The organism is Nesterenkonia suensis, assembly GCF_054782935.1.
In genome coordinates this window covers 404,065-424,950 of record NZ_BAAGRN010000009.1, presented here as the reverse complement: position 1 = coordinate 424,950, position 20,886 = coordinate 404,065, and the positions used below count along the sequence as shown (strand labels likewise).

Genomic DNA, 20,886 nt, shown 5'->3' with positions numbered 1-20,886 from the left:
CGTGCGTCACTGCTCCCAGGTACCGCAGTGCAGGGTGCCGTGGACGACGGCGTCGCCCACGTCGGCGGCCTCGAACGTCACCTGTCCGTCGCTGAGGTCGATACCCTCGGAGCTGGTGGTCTCATGGGAGCGCTCGTCCTGAGCGAGCCTGACGAGCACGAAATGATCACCCGCCACTTCGGCCCGGGGCGCGTGCCCCTCGGTGGTGGCGATCAGGTGATGGGTCTCCTCCGGGGAGCCGGAGCACCGGACCTCAGTGGGCGCGATCCGGTGGGCCTCGTCACCGACAGTGACCTCCAGCTCGCCGAGCTCGTCCGAGTGACCCCCATGACCGGCGTCGGTCACCTCCAGGTCAGTGGGCTCCTCGCCTCCGGCACATCCGCTCACCAGTGCCGCCGCGGCGAGCCACGTCACCACCGTCGTCGTCCTCATGCCCCGGAGGCTACCACTGGAACCCGGGTCGGGTCCGCCGTCGGCCAGGCGATGCGGCTCATCGCCTCAGGTGCGCGCCGGTGCCCGCCGCCGACCCTTCGCCGGAGAGATCAGCCGGTCCAGGCTGAAGCGTCCGGCCCCGCCGACGGCGAGGATGATCAACCCGGCGAAGAGCGCCAGGACCAGCTCGTAGCCACCCTCGGAGACGAACAGCCCCGCAGGGGCATGGACCAGGAACAGCGCCACCAGCATGGACACCGCGTTGAGGGCGGCGACCACCGGAGTGAGCAGCCCGAGGATCAGCAGTGCGCCGCCGATCAGCTCGACACCGGTGACGAGGGTCGCGCTCGCCGTCGGGGCGGGGATCCCCATGCCTTCGAACGAGGCCGCTGTGCCCGCGACGGTCCATTCGTCGAACTTCTGCCAGCCGTGGGCGACGAGGATGACACCGAGGGCCACGCGTGCGATCAGCAGGGCCAGGTCGGTCAGCGCCGGCGCGGCGGCGGAGGGGCGGAGCAGAGCATGCATCTGAAGAGAGCCTTTCGACACGGATGAGAGCGCCCCGGTGCAGCTGCTCGGCAGGGCCGCGAGGTCAGAGCACCGGAGGTTTTTGTTGTTGCTACAACTAGCCTAAGGCAGCACAGTTGTTCCTTCAACTCATCTGGGTGAGAATCATCCTGTGGACGCTCAATGGTTGGACAAGAGACAGCTGGCCTCCTGGGTGCGCCTGACCGCGGTGCTGGAGCTGCTCCCTGGCGTGCTGGACACCCAGCTGCGTCGCGACGCCGGCCTCACCCACTTCGAGTACTACGTGCTCGCCATCCTCTCCGAGACCGAGGAGCGAGCCCTGCAGATGAGCACCTTGGCGGCACGCACCAACGCCACCCTCCCCCGACTCTCCCATGTGATCCGTCGGCTCGAGGACCGCGGCCTGGTGGAGCGCCGACGGAGTCCCGACGACGCACGCGTCACCTGCGCCAGACTCACCGACGTCGGCTGGGAGAAGGTCCAGGATGCCGCGCCCGGGCACGTCGCCACGGTCCGCCATCATGTGATCGACGCGCTCGCCGATGAGCAGGTCGACCAGCTCGGTGAGATCGCCGAGGCCATGTTGGAACGCCTCGACCCGGACGGCCGGCTCATCCCGGTCTACCGCCGTCACGACTCCTGAACCGACTCCAGACCTACTATGGGCTCATGACCCACAGCACCAGCTCACTGTCCCGTGATCCGATGCCGCTGCGCGGACGAAAGATGCTGATCACCGGTGTGAGCCGCCGTGACGGCATCGGGCACGCGATCGCCTGCCGGCTGGCTGCCTACGGCGCCGAGGTCTTCTGCCACCACCATCGCGCCCATGACGCCGCACAGCCCTATGGTGCGGACGACCTCGACGCCGTCATGGCCAGCATCGCCACGCATCTGTCACCCGGTGCACGACTCGAGGAGCTGGGTGCCGATCTCACCGAGACCGGCGCGCCGGAGCGGGTGATCGACGCCGCCGTCGAGACCTTCGGTGGTCTGGACGGACTGGTGTGAAACCAGGCGCTCAGCGGCCGCGACAGCGCGCTCGGCGAGCTGACCGATCAGATGCTGGACCGGCATTGGGCCGTGGACGCGCGTGCCTCGATCGTCTTCATGACCTCCGGCCAGGGCGAGGGGCCCATGCCCGGCGAGATCGCCTATGCGGCCGCGAAGGCCGCCCTGGCGGGGGTCACCGCTACGATCGCGGACGAGGTCGCCGAAACCGGAATCCGGGTGAACACGGTGAACCCCGGCCCGGTGGACACCGGCTACATGACCCCGGAGATGTGGGGGCGGGTGGCCTCGATGTTCCCCCGTGGGCGGTTCGGTCGTCCGGATGATCCGGCGCGGCTCATCGCCTGGCTGATGACCCCAGAAGCGGAATGGATCACCGGCCAGGTCCTCAGCACCGAGGGCGGGTTCGCCCGTGGGAGGCCCCGCGAGGACTGAGCCCCGGCGTCCCTGCCTGTCCGGCGGTCCTGCGCATCAGTCCCGCACATCCAGGCCCAGGTGCTCCGCGAACGCGGGGGCAAGGTCCATGAGCTGCTCCGGGCTGATCGTGGTCCCGCGCAGTCCGGCCAGGCCGACGATCCGGGACACCCTTGCTCCGCGCAGATCCACGTGCTGCAGATCCGCACCGGTGAGATCCAGGGTGCCGATGGCGCAGTCCTGCACCTGCATCCGGCGTACCTCCGCCGCGCCGAGATCCAGCTCGGTGAGCGTGCACCCATCCAAGACGACGTCGGTCAGCAAGGCGCCGCGCAGGTTCACCAGGTCCAGCTTGGAGTCAGCGATCCGCAGCTCAGAGATCCCGGCGTCGTGGAGCTCGGCCACCCCAATCCGGCTGCCGAGGAACTCCACCGCACGCCAGGTGGACCGGGCCGCCGCCAGGTGCGGGCTGGTGAGCCGGACCAGCCGCGACTCCGCCACGGTGGCGCCGGTCAGCGCCACCTCCTGCAGCTCGACGTCCAGGAGCTCGCACTCCACAAGGCGTGCCCCGGTGAGGTCATCCCCGGTGAGCGACTGCTCCGTGAACCGCAGTCCTTCAGCATGCGGGCTGACCACCAGCTCGCGAAGCTCGCCGGGGAGCAGATCCGCCGGGGCACGGAGATCGAGCCGGGGCGGGTGCGGCACCGGTAGGGGGACTGTTCCAGGCGAGGCGCGTCGAGGAGCGCGGCGGGAGGTCGGCATGAGCCGAGGCTATCGGTCTGCCCTGACAGGTTCAGGAAGCCCAGCCCCAGAAGCACCGGGGCCCGGAGCACCCGGCTCGCCGTCCGCGGAGATCCCCCGCCCCTGACCACTTGTGCGGCCCCGGTGGTAGAGTCCGGGACCGTGGACCTGAGAGTGGGCGTGTACGCCGTGATCACCGACGACCAGGGCCGGATGCTGCTGCCGCACTGGCGGGATGAGGGCATCGGAACCGGCTGGACCCTGCCCGGCGGAGGCATGGAACCCGGCGAGCATCCGGCCGACACGGCGGTGCGCGAGGTGCTGGAGGAGACCGGCTACGACGTCGAGCTCGGCGAAATCCTGGGCGTGGACAGTGCCGTCATCCCCGGAGACCGGCGGAAGGCGGCTCAGCTGGGCACGCCGCTGCAGGCGCTGCGGATCATCTACCGCGCCCACATCACCGGCGGCTCCCTGCGTGTGGAGCAGGGCGGCTCCACTGACGACGTCGCCTGGTTCCGCCCCGAGGAGATCGACGAGCTGCACCGGGTCGGGCTGGTCGACGTCGCCCGCCGCCAGGCCGGGCTGCTCACCTCCGTCTGAACCGCCCCGTCTGAACCACCCCGAGACTCCCCGAGACTCCCCGAGACACCCCAGGACGCCCCCTGAGGAAGCCGCTCGGCTGACCGGTGCCGTGCCCACCTGCTACGCTCGCGGCTGTGCGCCCGACCCACTTCTACGAGCCGGCCTCCGGCCATGGCCTGCCCCATGACCCGTTCAAGGCGATCGTGGGTCCCCGACCCATCGGCTGGGTCTCCACACAGTCGGCCGAGGGTCGGCTCAACCTGGCTCCCTACAGCTTCTTCAACGCTTTCCACGCCGCACCCCCGCTGATCGGATTCGCCAGCACCGGATACAAGGACAGCGTGGCCAACATCGAGGCCACCGGGGAGTTCTGCTGGCATCTGGTCACCGCCGAGCTGGGCGAGCAGATGAACCAGACCTCCGCAGAAGTGGACGCCGCGGTCGACGAGTTCGATCTGGCCGGTCTCACTCCGGCCGACTCTCGCGTGGTCAGCGTCCCCCATGTGGCCGAGGCGCCGGTGGTCTTCGAATGCCGCCGCACCCAGATCCTGCCCTTGACCGACGCCTCCGGGCAGGACACCGGAGCCCATATGGTCTTCGGAGAGGTCCTGGGAGTCCACATCGACGACGAGCTGCTCGACGACGGGATCTACCGTACGGCCGCGGCGGACCCGTTGCTGCGCGGCGGCGGCCCGGCGGACTACTTCCGCATCCGCGAGGACGATCTGGTGCAGATGCACCGCCCTCAGGTCTGAGCGTCCTCGGTCGAGCCTTCCGTCGCTTCCTCCGCCGTGATGACGGTCAGCACCAGATCCCCGGGCTCGACGTCGGTCGCCTCGGTCGGCGTCACCGAGGCGAAGTCGCCCGCATTGGTCACCACCACCGCGGTGATGGCGTCGAACCCGACTCCGTGGATCAGCTCCAGATCGACATCCACCAGAGGCTGGCTGACCTCGACCCGTTCTCCGCGGCGCACCGCCGGAGCGAATCCCTCCCCCTTCAGCTCCGGGGTGTGGCTGCCGCAGTGGACCAGGACGTCGACGCCGTCGTCGGTGCGGATGCCGTAGGCATAGCCGCCCGCCGGAGCCGCGATCACCACACCGGCCACCGGGGCCACCAGATGCCCGTTGACCGGCCGGATCGCCGCACCGGGCCCGACAGTGCCTGAGGCGAAGAGCTCGTCCTCCATCGCGTCCAGGGGCAGCACCCGCCCGGGCAGCGGTGCCAGGATCTCCACAGCCGAGGGCATGGGTCCGCGCCGAGCCCGCTCCGCAGTGGGCTGCGCCGAGGGTGCCACCGCCATCATCGTGGACGTCGTCGCCGGCTCCGGGTCCGGCTCGGCATCGGGGTTCTCATCCGCGGCTTCCCGGTCCACCAACAGCCAGGTGGGCACCAGTCCGATCAGCAGCGCCGCCCCCAGCCCCACCAGCAGCAGCACCGACGAGCCCTGGGCCGTCATCGCCGGCACCCCGGCCAACGCCGGCGGCACCATCTCCGCCGCAGCCGCCCCCGAGGAGGCCGTCACCGCACCACCGACGGCGCCGCCGAGTATCCCGAAGATGAAGGGCTTCTTCAGCGGAAGGGTGACGCCGTAGATCATCGGTTCGGAGATTCCGCCGAACAGCCCCGCCACGGAGGAGGCCCCGGCGATCTTGCGACGCGCCTGAGAGCGGGTGCGCAGCAGCACCGCGATCGCTGCCCCGGCCTGAGCGAGCACGGCGGCGGCGATCACGGCCGGAAGGGTCGCCGTCGTCGGGGCCCCGGAGGTGTCCTCCCCCACCGACTCGGCGATGGTGCCCAGCATGCCCCACTGCAGTCCGAGGATGGTCAGCACATGCCACAGGCCGCCCAGCACCACTCCGGCCAGCCAGGGAGCGGAGTCCAGGATCCCCTCCACACCGGCCACCAGCCCCTGCCCGGCGATGACGACGGTCGGGCCCAGCAGGACCAGGGCTGCGAAGACCACCACCAGCAGCGTGATCAGCGGAGTGCCCACGCTGCGCAGGGCGGCGGGCAGCATCCGATCCAGGGCGCGCTCCACCCACGCTTGGACCAGCACGACCACCAGAATCGGGATCACCGAGGCGGCGAAGACCATGATCGGGAACGGCACACCCAGCAGCGAGCCGGTGGGCGTGGCTCCCGGTGCCCGGGACTCCCCGATGTCGAGGATCGAGGGGTAGACCAGGGCGGCGGCCACCGCCATGGCGGTGAACGGCTGGGCGCCGAAGCGGCGGGCGGCTGTGACGGCCAGGAACAGCGGAAGGAACAGGAAGATGCCCTCCGAGACCGCGTGCACCACAGTGAACGTGCCGGCGTCAGGATCCAGCCAGCCCAGCTGGCCGAGCACCAGCACGGCCGTCTTGAGCAGACCTGCGGCGGCCAACGGCCAGATCACCGGGGCGAAGACGGCGGCGAGCATGGCGACAGTCCGGCTGCCCAGCCCGCGCAGGGAGCGTGCCGCAGAGGGAATCCTCAGCTCCGGGGTGGTGCCCACCGGACGGCGGGTCAGCAGCTCGAGCTCCTGATGGGTCAGCTCCGCACGCTCCCCCGTGACCACATGCAGCTCACCGTGGGCCTTGATGACCGTGACCACTCCGGGCAGTGCTTTGAGCGTCTCTGCGCGTACCGCCGACTCGTCCCGCAGCACCAGCCGCAACCGGGTGGCGCAGTGCCCGGCGGAGGTGACGTTGTCAGCTCCGCCGACGCCGTCGAGGATGTCCTCGGCGAGAGCACGATGGTCTGTGGTGCTCATCCGTTCGCGGGCTCCTTGGCTGCTGTTCCTGGTGCGGCCGGAAGCGTGCGGCTCCCGGCTCCGCGAGTATAGGCCAGCCCCGGGCGGATCACCAGGTCAGGGGCGCGTCAGCCGAGGCGCTCCAGGGCGGCTTCGGCGTCCTGCAGGCTGGTCAGCACCCGATCGGCGCGACGCCGCACCGCGATCACCTCGGCGCTGCCCAGGCGCACCATCGCGGCGGCCTCCGCCGTGGTGGCCACATGGTTGGCGGCCTTGGAGAGCTGAGAGTGCAGCTCGGAGGCCCGCCCGGGGATGTCCATCCCCTCCCCCGGGAAGAGCCGGTGGGCATGGCTGCACAGGTCCCTGACGCTCGGGAGCTGGTCGGCGAGCTCGTCGCCGATGGCGACCAGCTGGTTGTGGACGACGTCGTCGTCGACGCCTGCGATCACCTGGTGATAACGGTCCAGGCCGCGGACGAAGCGGTCATGGGCCTGCCGCCAGAGGCCCCGCCCGAGATCCTTGTCGAGGCGGCGACCCCGGCGACGACGCGCAAAGAGCTTCATGCATCCTCCACCTGCGTGCTGGGCCGGCTGCGCGCCGGGCGGGCTGGTCATCTTCCTGGGGCGACGAACAGCAAGTCTACCCATGCCGGTCGAGCCGGAAGGCGCCTCGGCGACCACGGGGTGCAACGCCTGTCCGTCGGTCAGCAGGGACGCTCAGGGACGCTCAGGGACACTCAGGGACGCAGCAGCACTTTGCCGGTGTGGCGGCCGCTGTCGAAGTAGGCGTGGGCGGCCGCGGCGTCGTCGAGGGCGAAGACCCGGTTCGTCTGCACGGTGATCCGGCCGTCCTCGATCATCGGCCAGACCTCCTCCCCCGTGGCGGCGACGATGCCGGCCTTGGCCTCCGCGTCGCGCGAGCGCAGGGTGGTGGCGATGATCCGCAGGCGGCGGGCCAGCAGCAGCCCCAGGTCCACCTCGGCCTTCCGCCCGCCCTGCAGCCCGATGATCACCAGCCGGCCCGCGGGCGCCAGGCTCTTCAGGTTGGTCTCCAGATACTTGGCGCCGACGACGTCGAGGATGACATCGGCACCTCGCCCTGAGGTGATCTCCTCCACTCGGGTCCGGACGTCCTCCTGCCGGTAGTCGATCACCTGGTCCGCGCCCAGGCTGCGCGCCAGCTCAGCCTTCTCCGGGCTGCCCACCGTGGTGAGCGTGGTGGCTCCGAGGGCGCGCAGGAACTGCAGCGCGAAGGTGCCGATGCCGCCGGTGCCGCCGTGGACCAGCACGGTCTCGCCGGGCTGGACGTCCGCCTCACCGCGCAGAGTGGAGTGCACGGTGGCGGCGACCTCGATCAGTCCGGCCGCGTCGACGACGTCGACCCCCTGGGGCACCGGCAGCACGTGGCGGGCGTCGACCACGACCTTCTCCGCGTGTCCGCCCCCTGCCAGCAGCGCGACGACGTCGACGCCGACCAGCTCCTGCACTGCCGCCGGACTGCCCAGTCCCGCGGCGACCACCCGACCGGAGACCTCCAGCCCCGGGACGGGCGAGGCGCCCGCCGGTGGTGGGTAGACACCCAGACGCTGCATGACGTCGGCACGGTTCAGTCCGGCGGCGGCCACCTCGATGAGGACCTCACCGGCGGAGGGCACGGGGTCCTCCGCTTCGGTGAGTCCGATGACCTCGGGGCCGCCTGCTCCGACGTATTCGACTGCTCGCATGGTGCTCCTTCGGTTCTGCTTCGGTAAGTGGGGCTGGATCGGCGGGGCTGGTTCGGTGGGACTGGATCGGCGGGGCTGCCGTCAGCCCGGCGCCTCGGCGGTCCACAGGGTCCAGCGGTCGGCCTCGATCACCGGCCCTTCGGGCAGGCTGGCCCGGACCACGGACACCAGGTGGGCAAGTTCGACGTCGTCGAGCTCGTGGAGGATGCTCCGCCCGGTGCGGCCGGCCAGATCAGCGATCAGCGCCTCCCGGTCCGGATGCTCGGCGCGGACCTCCCAGACCGTGCTGGTCTCGACCTGGGCGCCACAGTCCTGCAGGGCCTGGCGCAACGCAACGACATCGGGACGTCGCGCCGCCTCCAGCTCCCGCAGGCGCGGGAACTCCTGGAAGAACCAGCCGCGCAGATGACGGGCCCCACCGGGGAGGTCGACGTCGGCGGGCTGGTCGACGTCGTCGAGGGTGCGGTCCTGGATGATGAGCGTGCCGCCGGGGCGCAGCAGCCGCCGCGCCTCGCGGGTGAAGGCCGACAGATCCTCCAGATGGTGGACCAGGGCGCGGGAGAAGACGATGTCGGCGCAGGCCTCCGGCAGTCCGGTCGCCAGCGCGTCAGCCTGCCGGAAGCTGATCCGCGGATCGTCCCGGTGATCCTCGGCCGCGCTGGCGAGGATCAGGGCACTGGCATCGACACCGACGACGCGGTCCGCCCCGAGATCCCGCCAGGCTCGGCTGTAGATCCCTCCCCCGCAGCCGATGTCGACGACGTCGGCGCCGTGGGGATCCACGAGGGCACTGAGGTGCTCGGCCCAAGTCGGGTGGGCACGACGACCGGAGTAGGTGCGCGCGTTCTGCGCGGCGGTGAAATCGATCATGTGTCTCTCCCGCAGGGCTCGACTCGATGGCGCCCGACCACCTCGCGTATAGTCTGAGCCTAGGTTTTCACATCAGCGCGACACCACCGGAGTTCCCCGCCAGCGCCTGACCCCGTCGTCGATGTGACATCACACCTGGAGCGCTGTCCGAGCGGCCGAAGGAGCCGGTCTTGAAAACCGGTGTGCGGCAACCCCGCACCGTGGGTTCGAATCCCACGCGCTCCGCTGAGAAACCCCCGGAATCAAGCCGATCCGGGGGTTTACTCATGCAAATATCCCCTCGCGGCCCGAAAATATCCCCTCACGCACGGTAGAATGGGGACATGGCAAGCATCGAGCGGCGCACAAACACCACGGGGTCCACCACCTACCGGGTCATCTGGTACATGGACGGCATCAAGCAGCCACCCATGACCTACCAGACAGAAGAAGACGCCCTGAGGTGGAAGCGCGCCGTCGAGACCACCAAAGGCGACGCCGACAAAGCCGCACTCATGCTCGAACGCGCCAACACCGAAACACCCACACTCGTGTCTGCCTCAGATCACTACCTCGAACGCCTCCGAGGCGCGCCCTACACCAAACAGACCTACCAGTCCTACATGCGCAACCACATCGGCCCAGCACTCGGCGGACTCCCCTGCGACACCATCACAGACGACGACGTGCGAAACCTCATCGGACGAATGGAAGACAAGAGCCTATCCGTCAAGATGATCCGCAACGTCTGCGGCTACCTCACCGGCGTACTCGACCACGCCGTAGAACGCGGATGGGCCACCAGCAACCCGTACAACCACAAGATGCTCCCCGAGGCAGAGCCACGCGAAGAACGAGACATGTTCCTCACACTGTCCGAAGCCGAGGCGATCATCGACAGGGCCAGGCCAGGGCACCGCGACCCGATGCGCCTCATGCTCGCCACTGGCCTGCGCCCCGGTGAACTCCGGGCGCTCCTGGTCGAGGACGTGAACCTGACCGCACGCCAGCCCTCCGTGCGCGTCACTAAGGCCATGAAGCAGAACCGCGAATCCGGCGACTACGTAGGCACGCCGAAGTCCAAGAAGTCTGTGCGATCCGTAGGCCTGCCTCCCTCTGCCGTGGACACGCTCCGCCCCTATGTCGAAGGGCGCTCCCCCATCGATTCCCTGTTTTTGGGGTCCACAGGCAAGCGCATCGACGGGTCCACCCTCCGTGCATCGTGGCGCGCTGCGGTGGCTCAGGCGCGGAAGGACGGCAAGCTCACCAAGACGCCCAGCCTGTACAGCCTCCGCCACACGCACGCCTCACTGATGCTGGACGCAGGCATGAGCATCTTCCAGCTCTCCCGGCACATGGGGCACGGCAGCGTGACGGTGACGGAGGACGTGTACGCGCACCTCATGCCCGACGCTCAGTATCAGGCGGCGAGCTTTGCGGCTAAGGCGCTGGGTGGTCAGGGGCAGATCGACCGGTAGACGCAAGAATGCGCCCCGCCCGTGGTGGGCGGGGCATTTTCTTTGCCATGCCGCTTGCATCCGCGTGACACATGTGTCATACTGGAATCACAGCAAAGGAGGAAGCCATGACCTACACAATCACCTACCGGACAGGCCGCTACAGCGAGGGCGACAACACCTCCCACATCTGGGAGGCCACCGACGAGGGCAAGGTCATCGGCTCCCTCTACGTCACCACCGACACCCAGGAAGTCGCACAGATCGAGGTCGCCGCCGACCGCCGCCGCGAGGGCATCGCCACCGAGCTCTGGGAGACCGCCACCGACCAGATGGACGTGTACCACGCATACGAGGCCCACCGCACCCCCGAAGGTGCCGCATTCGCCGCCGCTGTCGGAGGCGACGAGATCGAGACCTGCGAAATCACCCACTGCTACTGCACCCAGGACTGAGCAGCATCGAGAGGATGAGCGCCATGCACACCACACGAGCAGACGTCATCACCCACATCACCCAGGCCATCGAAGCCGCCGGATCACCAGTGAACGACGCGGCCGCCGAGTACAACCTCGACGCGATCGCCGACGCCACCCACGAGTACAGCGAAGAGCTGCAGGGCTTCGTGCAGACCGTCGACACCGAGGGCTTCTGGGCTGCAGTCGAGTCCTACGCCACCGAGGAGGGGTGACCATGTCCGGCACAGATGATCGGCTAATTGATGAGGTGATCGCCGCTCACGAGGCGGTCGCGGCCGCTGAGCAGGAGGTCACCGAGAAAGTAGCTGAGCGGGCGATGGTGGTGCAGAGTGCTCTCGACCGGGGGGCAGGCTCACAGGCCATAGCCGACGCTCTCGGGGTGGACCGCTCCCGCGTCTACCGGCTGGCCAAGCCTCAGCAGAGGCGATGATGGTCCGGCTGTCGAAGCGCAAGGACGCCCGCGAGGTGGAGGAGGCGATCCTCTCGCTGGGGGATGAGATTCACCAGATGACGAAGGCTGAGATTGGTGAGCGTCTGGGCTATCTGGAGGAGCGTATCCGTCTGGCGATGCGCCGTATGGGGGTCGAGCACGACGGCCACGCGGCGCACCCGACACAGGTCCCACACGGCACGCCGAGCGGCTGGTCCTGGCATAAGTGCCGATGCGAGGTGTGCGTAGAGGCGCGCCGGGAGTACAAGCGGGCCGAGCGGGTTCGCCGACTGGACGGCTTCGACCCCGACAAGTACGAGCACGGCCGTACCGAGACCTACCAGGCAGGATGTGACTGTGAGCCATGTGCCGCAGCGATGAGGTCATTCCTCGCGGCGCGCAATGACCTGTCTCGGCGGACGGCGCGTCAGCACACCTCCCCGTGGACCGGCCCGGATGTCGAGTACGCCATGCGGGATGATATCCCGCTGGCTCAGATTGCCCGCGACCTGGGGCGCACCTACGCGGCCGTGTCGAATGTGCGGAAAGCCGTGGCGGCGGGCAATCACCACTATCTGGAACTGCTGGGGCGGGCGTGAGGTGCACTGGTCTCCCAGTGGGGGGGGCTTGCGCTGGTGTGATACATGTGTCATACCAGAGGTACGGCAAGGGAACACCAGCACAGAAAGGCCGGGACAATGGACACCACCACCCGCATCCAGGAAATCGCTACTAGCAACAACGCCCGGACCCGCCCGCAGAACATCGGCGGAGGCAAGACCGCCACCGCCTACGTCGTCGGCATGATGCGCGAGGTCCCCGTCGAAAGCTCACCCGGCCGCTGGTCAGTCCTCGTCTACGACTACGACGCAGACCGCGACATCTGGTACAGCGCCGATGTCCTCCCAGCGCCCGGCGAGACCATGAGCGACGACGAGGCTGTGGAGCACTTCACCAAGGCCCTCACCCCAGCAACTCGCCGCCCCGGCGCACGAGTCGCCTCATGGAACCGCTGACCCCCAAGACACAAGAAAGCGCCCCGCCTCCCACTCGGGAGACGGGGCGCGTCTTTTGTTCGCTTTATATCCTTTATACTCCAGGCCGCTCAGGCTCCGGTTCGGTGTTCGCGGCGGCGAGGCCAGACGTGCCGACACCAAGCACGGCGGCGGCTATGAGTGCAACCTGCCCGGCCACATCCTCAGTGAGTACGCCGAGTGTGACGAGCAGCGGGATCACGGCGACTGTCACACCGTACAGGTACTTGCGTGTTTTCGTGTCATGGATGATGCGTGAAGGCATCGGTACTCCTATCGTCCTGGGTGGGTGGGGATGCCGAGCATCCCGCAGAAGATGGGGCCGGGAACGCCGTCGATGATCCCCTTGTAGGCCCGACGATGGTTCCGGCTCATCAGGTCTGTCACCCGGTTCTGCGTCTGCGCCCGGTAGTCGCCGTCTACGGCGATCTTGTTGCCCTTCCATCGGTTCATCGCCTGCTGGAGACGACGGACCCACTGGAAGTGGGCCTCCGTGACGTCCCCCCAGTGCCCGTCTGCTACCAGGCCGCCGAACCGCTGTGACTCCTGGTAGCGCTTGACGCGATCCTTCATCCAGCGCTGACGCGGGTAGCCCATGGCGTCCATGCGCTTCGTGAGGGTCGAGTTGGGCACTGCGTGATCCGTCGCCGCCTTCGACCCGCTGGACGAGGTGCCCGATGACGCCACCGGTGTGACGGGGGGGTCCTCGCCGACCGTCACGCCCTTGGAGCGCAGCCATCGGTCAGCGTCGATCCATCCCGGCGCGCCCAGCCGGGGAGCCGCGAGCACGGGACGGTCGTGGTTCTGGGCCACACCGAAGTGCAGATGCACCGGGAAGTCGGACATGCTGCGCGCCCCGGAGCCGCCCATGACGCCGATCTGCTCACCGGCACGGACGCGCTGCCCGACCCGGACGATGATCTTGTCGAGGTGCCCGTAGTATGTCCGCATCCGATCGCCGCCGATGGTTCCGTGATCGATCCAGACGCCGTGACCGGAGTGCCAGGGCACCACGGAAGCGCCGGGGCCGCCGTCGCTGCGCCCGGTGCGGACCACCTTGCCGTCTGCGGCGGCGTACACGGACACCTTCCGTCCCGGAGTCGGAGGACCGTAGTCAGTGCCCGCGTGGAGAGTGCCCCAGCGACGGCCGAAGGCACTGGTGAGCCGGGACTTCGCCGGGACTGGTGAGCTGAACGTGGTCACTGGTCTTCCTCCTCATCTGCGGGCGGCCCGTCCGTACAGGGCTCGTCCTCGTCGGCGATCTCCGGGACGGTGATCTCCTTGGTGTCTCCCATGGGTGCCTCCTCGGGCATGAGACCCCCAGCGATGTGGGGTTCAGGTGAGTTTTGGGCGGGCAGGTGGCGGCGGACCAATATCATTACGGATGTGGTCCTCTAGCGCGTCGATGTGGTTATCCAGCAGTACCCGGTTCTCCCAGGCGGTGGAGCGCGCTTTGACGAGCATGTCAATCTCGCGTTGCATGTCGTGCACGCGCTTGTAAAGGTGTCCCATCATCGCCACCAGTGCAGTCAGGATCACACCCAGGACGCCAAGGATCGCTACGAAGGCTGGCTCAGTCATGTTCGCCTCCTCACGTGTACGGGTTGCCCTCGCCGTGGCTGATTCTCAGCGGCTTCCCTGGCCATGGCGGCTTGGGGAAGTCCTCGCTTGTTTCTGAGGGGACGAGCCACGTCAGCGTGTCATCAATGATGTCTTCCTGGTCGTGATTATCGGAGTCAATGTAGATTGTCCCGGTCGGGCGAATTCGGAGAATCAGTATTTTCTCAGCAGGCCCATTTCTGGCGGACACCGAGAATCGGTGCGTGAATGGGGGTCGGAATCCGGAAGGGATAGCCTCACTGAATGGACCGTCATGGGGAAACTTTATTCGATGCACCTGGAGCATCACTGCTGATCCCGTGCGGACCAGGTGCAGATATGCCTCCGGTGCTTCACGCTCGACGTCGTCCACCTCATCGGTGATGTCCCGCCGATGCGTCGTCTTTTCCTGTGACCCGGACAGCTCAGATGAAGCACGGTCGATGTGCACCAGGTCGCCCAGCATCGCGTCCTGCACCCGCCTGAACTGGTCCTCGCGGTCGCCCTGATCCTCCGGCCGACCGTCCGGGAACCACGAATCCCGGTAGACATGCTGGATGACGGTGATGTGCTCGCCGCCCTCGGGGTGCTCCCAGGCGACACAGATGTGCCTCCTGGTGTTTCCTGTCCCGGTTTTCTTGGCGATCCATGTGCCGGTCGAGAACTGGGCCGCGTGCTCCAGGGTGATTTCGCGGGGATTGACCCCCTGTGTCGTGAAGACAGTCGTTGAGGGGCCGAAAGCCTCCCGCAGCTCGGGATCATCCAGGATCATGCGCATGATTCGCGCCACCTGACGGGGAGACATGCGCGCCCCGCCGGTGGCTTGCCTCATCGTCGCGCCGGGACATCCCCACTCCTGATTCAGGAGCCGGTCTGCCTCCTGGAGAAATGCCTGATAGGGGGAGAAATCTGGGTAGTCACCCATGAGGAATTCCTCAGCAGTGGCCCTGGCGAGCACGCCCGGAGCGTCATTGTCCGACACCTTCGCAGCCGCATGGATGAGATGCTTCCAGGAGATAAGGTCTCCCGCCTCGAAACGCTGAAAGGTGCTGTGGAATGAGTCTTCTTCCTTGACCTCCAGAAGGTCGTCCAGGTCCTCGTCGGGCAGGTAGTGACGGACGACCAGCGAGGTGATCATCTTCGTCATCGACGCAATCGCCCCATTGAATGATCCGTCCGGGTCGCCCTGAGCGAACCTGATGCGGTCGTCGGCGTCCACGTGGAGCGCCACCGTCTCAGGATTCAGTGCGGGGAGTCCGGGGTGGATACCGGTGGCCCCATAGATCATGTGGTGCATCCGCAGCATCGCGTCACGTGAAGCACCGCCCAGGTGGATCAGGTGGACGCCCCAAGACCCGGCCCAGTCCTGACCTGTGCCGACACGCCCGCCCATGGTCAGGGTACCGAGGGGCTGCTCATCGCCGGAGAGGCCACGCAGGGAGGTCTGCCCGTCGATAGTGAAGGTCGAGTCCCACTGGTCCCATGTGCCTGCGAGCACGTGGGGGCGCTGGTCGGTGAATCCACCGTAACGCCAGGCCGAGTTTGCATGTCGCCAGCGGCGATCCGATGACCCCATGTAATTACGGAGCCGCCGCCCTGACTCCCCGTCTGTGAGGAACTGCAACGAGCCGGTCGGCGCGGCGGGCCGGTGCACCGTCATCATCGTGAGGGGCGGGAAGTGATCCTGTCCGAAATCCACGTCCAGCAGGCCCCCGGAGAGTCCGGCGAGCTGACCGTATTCGCCCTTGTGGAGCAGTGGCCCGTCTCCCACTGCCGTGAGCGGCGGAAGGTTTCCGAGGCCGTCGCGGAGCTCGGTAACACGGCCGTTCTCGTCGAGGTCCACGGTGTTCGGGTTGGTCGGGTCGTAGACGGCGGTCCACCCGTCGCGTGCGGCGAGGTCTAGGAGCGCGGCCCATGCGGCGACGTCCTTACCCCTCGGTCCCTCCGGTCCCTCTGGGCCTTCTGGTCCTTCCGGCCCGGTCAGGTACTCCCACATGTCCTCGATGGTGGCTGAGGGGTCATCCTGGTCTGCACGAAAAAGCTCCAGGGCGGAGTCGCCATGGAGCCAGTCAAGCATGTCTTGCACGGTAGTGGTGCCGGGGTCGTGCCCCTCGCGCTGCTCCCACTGCTCGTGGGCCGTCTTCCCCCTGTAATGCTCGTGCATATCCTCGGAAGTGAGCGTCGGGTCATCCTGATCCTGCCGAAAGAAATCCAGCGCGGTCAGACCGTCCAATCCGTCCTCGCCCGCGTCGCCCCTCGGCCCGGTAATCTCCTGCTTGAACTCCGAATCCGTGTAGGAGGTGCCGTCCAGCTCCTCGATAATCTCCTTGGCAGACTTCCCAGGGATGCCCCCCAGCGCCTCAATGCGCCGCGCCCAGGACCACCACTCAGGGTCGGGTGTCCAGGGCAGACCGGCTTTTGGGTCAATGCGCTCCAAGTCCCCATAGTCAGCCTCGGACACCTCGCCGGGGACACGCACATGCTCGCTGAAAGACCAGCCGGAGGCGTCCCGGATGTTGACCCGATACCACCACCCAGGAGGCGAGGGCATCAGGTCCACCGTCGTGGAGTCGCCGGACACGTCCACACGCACCGGCACCCCAGACACGACAGCACCGTCGTCTGTCACTGCCTTACCCGTAGTGGAGTGCTGGGCAGTGAAAGTTGCGCTGCCGTCCAGCCACTCACCGCTCGACGGGTGCTTGATCGCCACGCGGATTGTCGTCATTGATGCTTCCTCTCCCAGCTGCCCGGATTACCGGGAGTCATGTGGTAGCCCGCATGTCGTAGCGGGTCGATGCGGTGCCCGGTCAGCGTGTGACAGAAGCGCCGCCGCCGATCCTCAATCGCGGGCAGGTGCGGTGCGACGACCGCCCTGAGCTCTTCCCTGTCCTCGTGGGACAGCAGCCGCTCCCGGTCGCCCGTGTCCTGCGGGTCCACCTCGCAGGACAGGCAGGCTCCCCGCACCGCCGATGGGTCACGCGCTGGCGTCGGCACGCCCAGCAGGTCACGCGCCCGCTGCTGGTCGGCTCGCTGCTCGCCCAGCATTTCGCGGGCGCGAAACGCCGCTCGCAGCTCCGGGCTTCGCGGATCGTCCGCCTTGCCCTCGATGAGCGCGCGAGCTGCTTCCCGCTCGCGGGCGCGCTCCACACGGGCGACCGCCCGGTAGGGTGCGTCCCACATGTCCGGGGCAGGCTCACCGCCGCGTGCCTGTGAGCCGATGATTGCCTCGATGGTGTCCAGGGCGTCTGTGATGCCCAGCAGCTCGCCCCATGAGGACAGAGCTTCCAGTGGAATCAGGTGCGCAGTGCCGGTGTCTCGCGTGATCCGCAGCCACTCCTGGCCAGCGTCATTAGTGTCATGCTCGATCCTCATAGGCTCTGCCCCCAAGTCGCCAAGTAAGTCACGGCGGTGCGCGGCGGGTCATCGCCGGAGAAAAGCGGTTGCATCCAGTACCGGAACTGCGCCGCCTGCCGCGACATGGAAGAGACCGCCACCAGTCCGGCCGGGTCGCCCCAGCCGGACGCAAGGTTGGTGGAAACGACCGGCAGGCGGTTGCCGGTCGGTGCAGGCTCCGCATAAGTTACCCAGGCGTCATGCATCGTCGTCGGCGGCTCAAAGTAGGGCGTGGTGCCTGCGACGAACTGGTCGTAAGCTCCCGCATCGTCAGGCATGCGCCCCTCAATGCGAATCCGCCCCTCACCGGTCGGGACAATCCCACCCTCAGAGCTGCTGCCCACCCGGAGCGCGCCCTGCAAGTCGATGGACTCCGCCATCAGGTCGCCGCGCAGGAAATTCGACTCTCCGTCGATCCTCGCGGTGAGCCCGCCGCCCCCATTCCACATGCGGAACCCGGACGCCGGGTCCAACTTCCATCCAGTCTCCGGGGCATCATGAGACTGGACCAGCGGCGCAGTCGCCACCGTGCCAGCCCACGAATTCGAGATGATCTGCCCAGCCTCAAGCGCGATGAAAGCCGCCGACCGCGCCATGAGGCTGTCATATACGGCGTCATCCAGCTCACCATCAGTGAGCGCCTGGATACGCGCCTCGATGTCCCCCGCGTCCACCAGCGGCTCAATCACCACGTCAGACGGCTCAGAGAACGGACCCACGGTCTTGCCGTCCGCGCCGACCATCACCCACCAGAGACGCCACGGGCCACCATCCAACTTCACGGTCACAGCGCCACCAGACCGCTCATGCAGAGACCCCAGGTGGCGCGCCTCAGAGACGCCGGGACTCGTGCCCGGTGCACCCCACAGCCGCACACGGCCGAAAGCCGTCGGGACGCGACCGGACGTCACACCACCATCCCAGCCCGCCTGCACCAGCCCGGTAGCGACCTCCGTCACGGGAGCAGTCGGCTGAGGCTGAGGCCCCGACTCCACCACCTCATCCCCGAACGACCCATCAGGCTGCTTGCCGATGACCTGCTTGATGCGGCCCTCGCGGTCACGCACTCGCAGCGCCCCGTCGTCGATTGATGCGTGAGTCAGCATGGACACTGATTGGAGGGTTTTTACCTGCTTGCGGAGGTCTGCAATCTCAGCAGAGAGACGGCGTGCGAAATCCATGGAGTCCGACATCAGGGGGACACCTCCAGGGCTAGCGTCTGCGTCTCCGCAGTCAGGTCGTGCGAGATTGAAACGATTCGGTAGTCCTCATCCAGGCGGACCCATCCCACGTCGCCGCGCACTGTGATCACGTCGCCAAGATCGAATGTTCCGAACCTCGCGGCGGGGTGATCAGTGACGGTGATTTCTGAGATGAGCGGCGCGGATGTGTAATGCTCCAGCAGCTCCCGGCCCAGCTCTATGGCGCGGGTCTTGGAGCGGATGCCCCGGTCAGCCTCGACGTGAACCCTCCGAAGACGATTCGTCACCTCGGAGACATGGGCGCGAACACGGTCAGACCCCTCCCCCTGACCAGCCACCAGCACCACAGATGCGTGCTTCTGAAACTCCACCGTGGAGATGCCGACCACATTCGCCCCGACTTCGAAAAACAGGCTCGTCTTCCGGGTCGTCGGCTTCGACGGGTACCACAGCCGCATACGTGTAGACGGCTGCTCACCGTCCCAACGGGATTCCTCCGCCCACTCGAAAGGCGTCTCCTGCGCCAGACTGTCAATCTCGCCGCCCATGTCGTGCGAGCTGTGCCAGGACAGCTTGTAAGGGCCAGCCGTGAACTCGACGCCCTCGCCAGCCCCGGTGGTGAATTCAACGTCGCGTTCTTCCTCGCCTATCCGCACAGGCGAACGGGTGCTGTCAATGGTCAGGCGCAGGTCCGAGCGGGGCGCGGCGAGAAGCATCGTCCAGATCGCGCGCACCATGTTCAGCGGGTCCACCTCCACGGCGGAGATTGAGCCGGTGCGGGAGACCCAGCCGATGCCACCCGACTCGCCACCAGACTCAAGCGACTTGGGACGAGGCACGGACGCGGCGTGCAGATCAGCCAAAGCCGATCGGACAGCAGCATTCGCAGGCAACCACGGCTGATCCTTAGCGAAAGCACACACACCGCCCGCACTGATGCCTAGCGTCTCCTGCTCACCCTCAGTCACAGTCCCGTCCACAATGAACACATCAACCCGGCCAGCGACCTCCGACACAATCGCCGTCCCCCACTCACGAACAAGCGGGTCACCCTCGTCGTCCAAAAGGTGCGCGTACCTGCGATCAAGGTCAGCATCCAAAGACTTAGGGGTCGAGAGTGCGCGGGTGATCGTCACATTATTCAGCGGAAGGTCGCCATCCAGCAGGGTCCACCCAGGGAGCTTGTACGCCCAGAACCGGGCCATAAGATCACGCTCCATTCACGCTGTAGCGCGGCCCCTCTTCCCATACTCTCCAGCCGTCGAGCATGGCCGTGTGAGAGCTGAAGTCAGGGATTCTGAGAGTCCCCGGACGGTCCGCCGGGTCACCGGTCCTGCGAATCTGCACCGCCATGGTCGCGGTCGCGCCCGGTGTCGTGCGATGCAGTCGTATCTCCCCCGCGCAGTGCAGAGAAAATCGATTAGACCCCGACGAGTCCTCGATGAAATTAGACGCCTGGGTGGGGACAGACGCGTTCTGCCCAGTGGACAAGACTCGAAACACGCCGCCCACCTTCCCGCCGACCGCATAGGCGTGAGTAAGCGTCATGGAGATTTTCGAGTACGTCGCCCACGCTGGGACTTCAATGTCCGTGAATGTCGCAATCGTGACCCAATCAGTCTCCTCGGGGCCGATTTCGATGTTCCCGCCGGACGGGTTGGCCGGGGAAAGCATCTTCACAGCCTCCGAATTTGGCTTCGACACCCTGCGGACGTCCTGGATCATGTCGTTAGTGATCGTTGCCGTAGACGCCGGGATGTGGACCCGTGCCAGAGGCAAAACCGGGCGGGGCAGGGACGAGAGCTGCCACGGGTATCGGGTCGTCGTGGAGACGCCCTGGATCACCCGGAAGCGGACGAACTCATGAGTCGCGTAGTCCACCGTGCCGGACGTGCCCTCGAACTCCGGGTCATTTATCTCGATGCACACCAGGTCAGTACGACCACCAGCACTAGAGGTCGGCTCGATGTCCACCTGAGTCAGTGAGTCGCACCGCACCGGCACAAGCTGATCCGGCGCGCTGGCGTAGGCGCGGTCCTGCCGGTTGCCCTGACCCTGCGCATAAGTGATCGTCCCCGCGCCAGGGCCAACCGTCACAAAAGGCCCCGGAGTCGCACCAGCCGCAACCTCCAAAGACCCCGGCCCAATGATGCCCGTCTGACCACCCAATGCAGAGAACATGCCCTGCCGCATCACACCAGCGCTGTGAAGAACCTGCTGCCCCTCACCAGTGCCCCCATTAACCATCAGCGGTACACGCTGCAAAGACATGCTG

At 67.2% G+C, this 20,886-nt stretch carries 24 protein-coding genes, 1 tRNA gene and 1 pseudogene; 11 read left to right on the top strand and 15 right to left on the bottom strand.

Features of this window, described 5'->3' with window-relative positions:
• Positions 1-6: 6 nt before the first annotated feature.
• Together ACYVKI_RS10950 and ACYVKI_RS10945 are read right to left on the bottom strand one after the other, a co-directional pair.
• Complete coding sequence (locus tag ACYVKI_RS10950) at positions 7-432, bottom strand: hypothetical protein (protein ID WP_460690381.1); 426 nt, start codon at positions 430-432, stop codon at positions 7-9.
• 66 nt (positions 433-498) lie between these two features.
• On the bottom strand, positions 499-960 hold the full coding sequence (locus ACYVKI_RS10945) for a DoxX family protein (protein ID WP_460690380.1): 462 nt from the start codon (positions 958-960) through the stop codon (positions 499-501).
• 151 nt (positions 961-1,111) lie between these two features.
• Between ACYVKI_RS10945 and ACYVKI_RS10940 the strand changes: the two genes are divergently transcribed.
• Both ACYVKI_RS10940 and ACYVKI_RS10935 read left to right on the top strand, forming a co-directional pair.
• Complete coding sequence (locus tag ACYVKI_RS10940; protein WP_460690379.1) at positions 1,112-1,603, top strand: MarR family winged helix-turn-helix transcriptional regulator; 492 nt, start codon at positions 1,112-1,114, stop codon at positions 1,601-1,603.
• Positions 1,604-1,629: 26 nt separating this feature from the next.
• Positions 1,630-2,406: pseudogene (locus ACYVKI_RS10935) on the top strand (SDR family oxidoreductase).
• A gap of 36 nt (positions 2,407-2,442) precedes the next feature.
• Here the strand turns inward: ACYVKI_RS10935 and ACYVKI_RS10930 are convergent.
• Positions 2,443-3,147: a pentapeptide repeat-containing protein gene (locus tag ACYVKI_RS10930; protein WP_460690378.1), complete on the bottom strand. Its 705-nt coding sequence runs from the start codon at positions 3,145-3,147 to the stop codon at positions 2,443-2,445.
• Between the two features lie 141 nt (positions 3,148-3,288).
• Between ACYVKI_RS10930 and ACYVKI_RS10925 the strand changes: the two genes are divergently transcribed.
• The gene (locus tag ACYVKI_RS10925) at positions 3,289-3,726 is read left to right on the top strand and encodes an NUDIX hydrolase (RefSeq protein WP_460690377.1); all 438 of its coding nucleotides are present in this window, start codon (positions 3,289-3,291) and stop codon (positions 3,724-3,726) included.
• 116 nt (positions 3,727-3,842) lie between these two features.
• A complete protein-coding gene (locus ACYVKI_RS10920) occupies positions 3,843-4,463 on the top strand; it encodes a flavin reductase family protein (protein ID WP_460690376.1) in 621 nt (206 codons plus the stop codon).
• On the opposite strand, the gene ACYVKI_RS10915 is transcribed toward ACYVKI_RS10920, so the two are convergent.
• The 4 genes from ACYVKI_RS10915 to ACYVKI_RS10900 form a co-directional block, all read right to left on the bottom strand.
• Entirely contained in the window at positions 4,454-6,463 is a 2,010-nt protein-coding gene (locus ACYVKI_RS10915) for a glucose PTS transporter subunit IIA (RefSeq protein WP_460690375.1), read from the bottom strand. The two genes, ACYVKI_RS10920 and ACYVKI_RS10915, sit on opposite strands and share 10 nt — an antisense overlap.
• Positions 6,464-6,570: 107 nt before the next feature.
• Positions 6,571-7,005, bottom strand: a complete 435-nt coding sequence (locus tag ACYVKI_RS10910; protein WP_460690374.1) for a hypothetical protein — start codon at positions 7,003-7,005, stop codon at positions 6,571-6,573.
• A 173-nt stretch (positions 7,006-7,178) separates the two neighbouring features.
• Positions 7,179-8,165 carry an NAD(P)H-quinone oxidoreductase gene (locus tag ACYVKI_RS10905; RefSeq protein ID WP_460690373.1) on the bottom strand — a complete coding sequence of 329 codons (987 nt, stop codon included), beginning with the start codon at positions 8,163-8,165 and terminating at the stop codon, positions 7,179-7,181.
• An 81-nt stretch (positions 8,166-8,246) separates the two neighbouring features.
• Positions 8,247-9,035, bottom strand: a complete 789-nt coding sequence (locus ACYVKI_RS10900; RefSeq protein ID WP_460690372.1) for a class I SAM-dependent methyltransferase — start codon at positions 9,033-9,035, stop codon at positions 8,247-8,249.
• A 137-nt stretch (positions 9,036-9,172) separates the two neighbouring features.
• On the opposite strand from ACYVKI_RS10900, the gene ACYVKI_RS10895 reads away from it, so the two are divergent.
• The 7 genes from ACYVKI_RS10895 to ACYVKI_RS10865 all read left to right on the top strand — a co-directional run bounded on the left by ACYVKI_RS10895 (position 9,173) and on the right by ACYVKI_RS10865 (position 12,396).
• Positions 9,173-9,260: transfer RNA gene (locus ACYVKI_RS10895), tRNA-Ser, on the top strand.
• Positions 9,261-9,358: 98 nt separating this feature from the next.
• Positions 9,359-10,492 carry a tyrosine-type recombinase/integrase gene (locus ACYVKI_RS10890; RefSeq protein WP_460690371.1) on the top strand — a complete coding sequence of 378 codons (1,134 nt, stop codon included), beginning with the start codon at positions 9,359-9,361 and terminating at the stop codon, positions 10,490-10,492.
• A 107-nt stretch (positions 10,493-10,599) separates the two neighbouring features.
• Positions 10,600-10,926: a GNAT family N-acetyltransferase gene (locus ACYVKI_RS10885; protein WP_460690370.1), complete on the top strand. Its 327-nt coding sequence runs from the start codon at positions 10,600-10,602 to the stop codon at positions 10,924-10,926.
• 14 nt (positions 10,927-10,940) lie between these two features.
• Positions 10,941-11,162, top strand: coding sequence for a hypothetical protein (locus ACYVKI_RS10880; protein WP_460690369.1), 222 nt, complete (start codon positions 10,941-10,943; stop codon positions 11,160-11,162).
• A 2-nt stretch (positions 11,163-11,164) separates the two neighbouring features.
• Positions 11,165-11,380 (top strand): helix-turn-helix domain-containing protein, encoded by a 216-nt coding sequence (locus ACYVKI_RS10875; RefSeq protein WP_460690368.1) that lies wholly within the window; start codon positions 11,165-11,167, stop codon positions 11,378-11,380.
• Positions 11,377-11,979, top strand: a complete 603-nt coding sequence (locus ACYVKI_RS10870; RefSeq protein WP_460690367.1) for a hypothetical protein — start codon at positions 11,377-11,379, stop codon at positions 11,977-11,979. The genes ACYVKI_RS10875 and ACYVKI_RS10870 overlap by 4 nt, the downstream gene beginning before the upstream one ends.
• 99 nt (positions 11,980-12,078) lie before the next feature.
• Positions 12,079-12,396, top strand: coding sequence for a hypothetical protein (locus ACYVKI_RS10865; RefSeq protein WP_460690366.1), 318 nt, complete (start codon positions 12,079-12,081; stop codon positions 12,394-12,396).
• Between the two features lie 73 nt (positions 12,397-12,469).
• Here ACYVKI_RS10865 and ACYVKI_RS10860 read toward each other — a convergent pair whose 3' ends face one another.
• From ACYVKI_RS10860 to ACYVKI_RS10825, 8 genes are all read right to left on the bottom strand, one after another.
• Complete coding sequence (locus ACYVKI_RS10860) at positions 12,470-12,679, bottom strand: phage holin (protein ID WP_460690365.1); 210 nt, start codon at positions 12,677-12,679, stop codon at positions 12,470-12,472.
• 8 nt (positions 12,680-12,687) lie between these two features.
• On the bottom strand, positions 12,688-13,617 hold the full coding sequence (locus tag ACYVKI_RS10855; protein WP_460690364.1) for a M23 family metallopeptidase: 930 nt from the start codon (positions 13,615-13,617) through the stop codon (positions 12,688-12,690).
• A gap of 132 nt (positions 13,618-13,749) precedes the next feature.
• Positions 13,750-13,995, bottom strand: a complete 246-nt coding sequence (locus tag ACYVKI_RS10850) for a hypothetical protein (protein ID WP_460690363.1) — start codon at positions 13,993-13,995, stop codon at positions 13,750-13,752.
• 10 nt (positions 13,996-14,005) lie between these two features.
• Positions 14,006-16,450 carry a serine hydrolase gene (locus tag ACYVKI_RS10845; protein ID WP_460690362.1) on the bottom strand — a complete coding sequence of 815 codons (2,445 nt, stop codon included), beginning with the start codon at positions 16,448-16,450 and terminating at the stop codon, positions 14,006-14,008.
• Between the two features lie 287 nt (positions 16,451-16,737).
• Positions 16,738-17,388, bottom strand: a complete 651-nt coding sequence (locus ACYVKI_RS10840; RefSeq protein WP_460690361.1) for a hypothetical protein — start codon at positions 17,386-17,388, stop codon at positions 16,738-16,740.
• On the bottom strand, positions 17,385-18,602 hold the full coding sequence (locus ACYVKI_RS10835; protein ID WP_460690360.1) for a hypothetical protein: 1,218 nt from the start codon (positions 18,600-18,602) through the stop codon (positions 17,385-17,387). Before ACYVKI_RS10835 ends, ACYVKI_RS10840 begins: the two co-directional genes overlap by 4 nt.
• On the bottom strand, positions 18,602-19,816 hold the full coding sequence (locus ACYVKI_RS10830; RefSeq protein WP_460690359.1) for a hypothetical protein: 1,215 nt from the start codon (positions 19,814-19,816) through the stop codon (positions 18,602-18,604). Before ACYVKI_RS10830 ends, ACYVKI_RS10835 begins: the two co-directional genes overlap by 1 nt.
• 4 nt (positions 19,817-19,820) lie before the next feature.
• A complete protein-coding gene (locus ACYVKI_RS10825; RefSeq protein ID WP_460690358.1) occupies positions 19,821-20,882 on the bottom strand; it encodes a hypothetical protein in 1,062 nt (353 codons plus the stop codon).
• Positions 20,883-20,886: the final 4 nt, after the last annotated feature.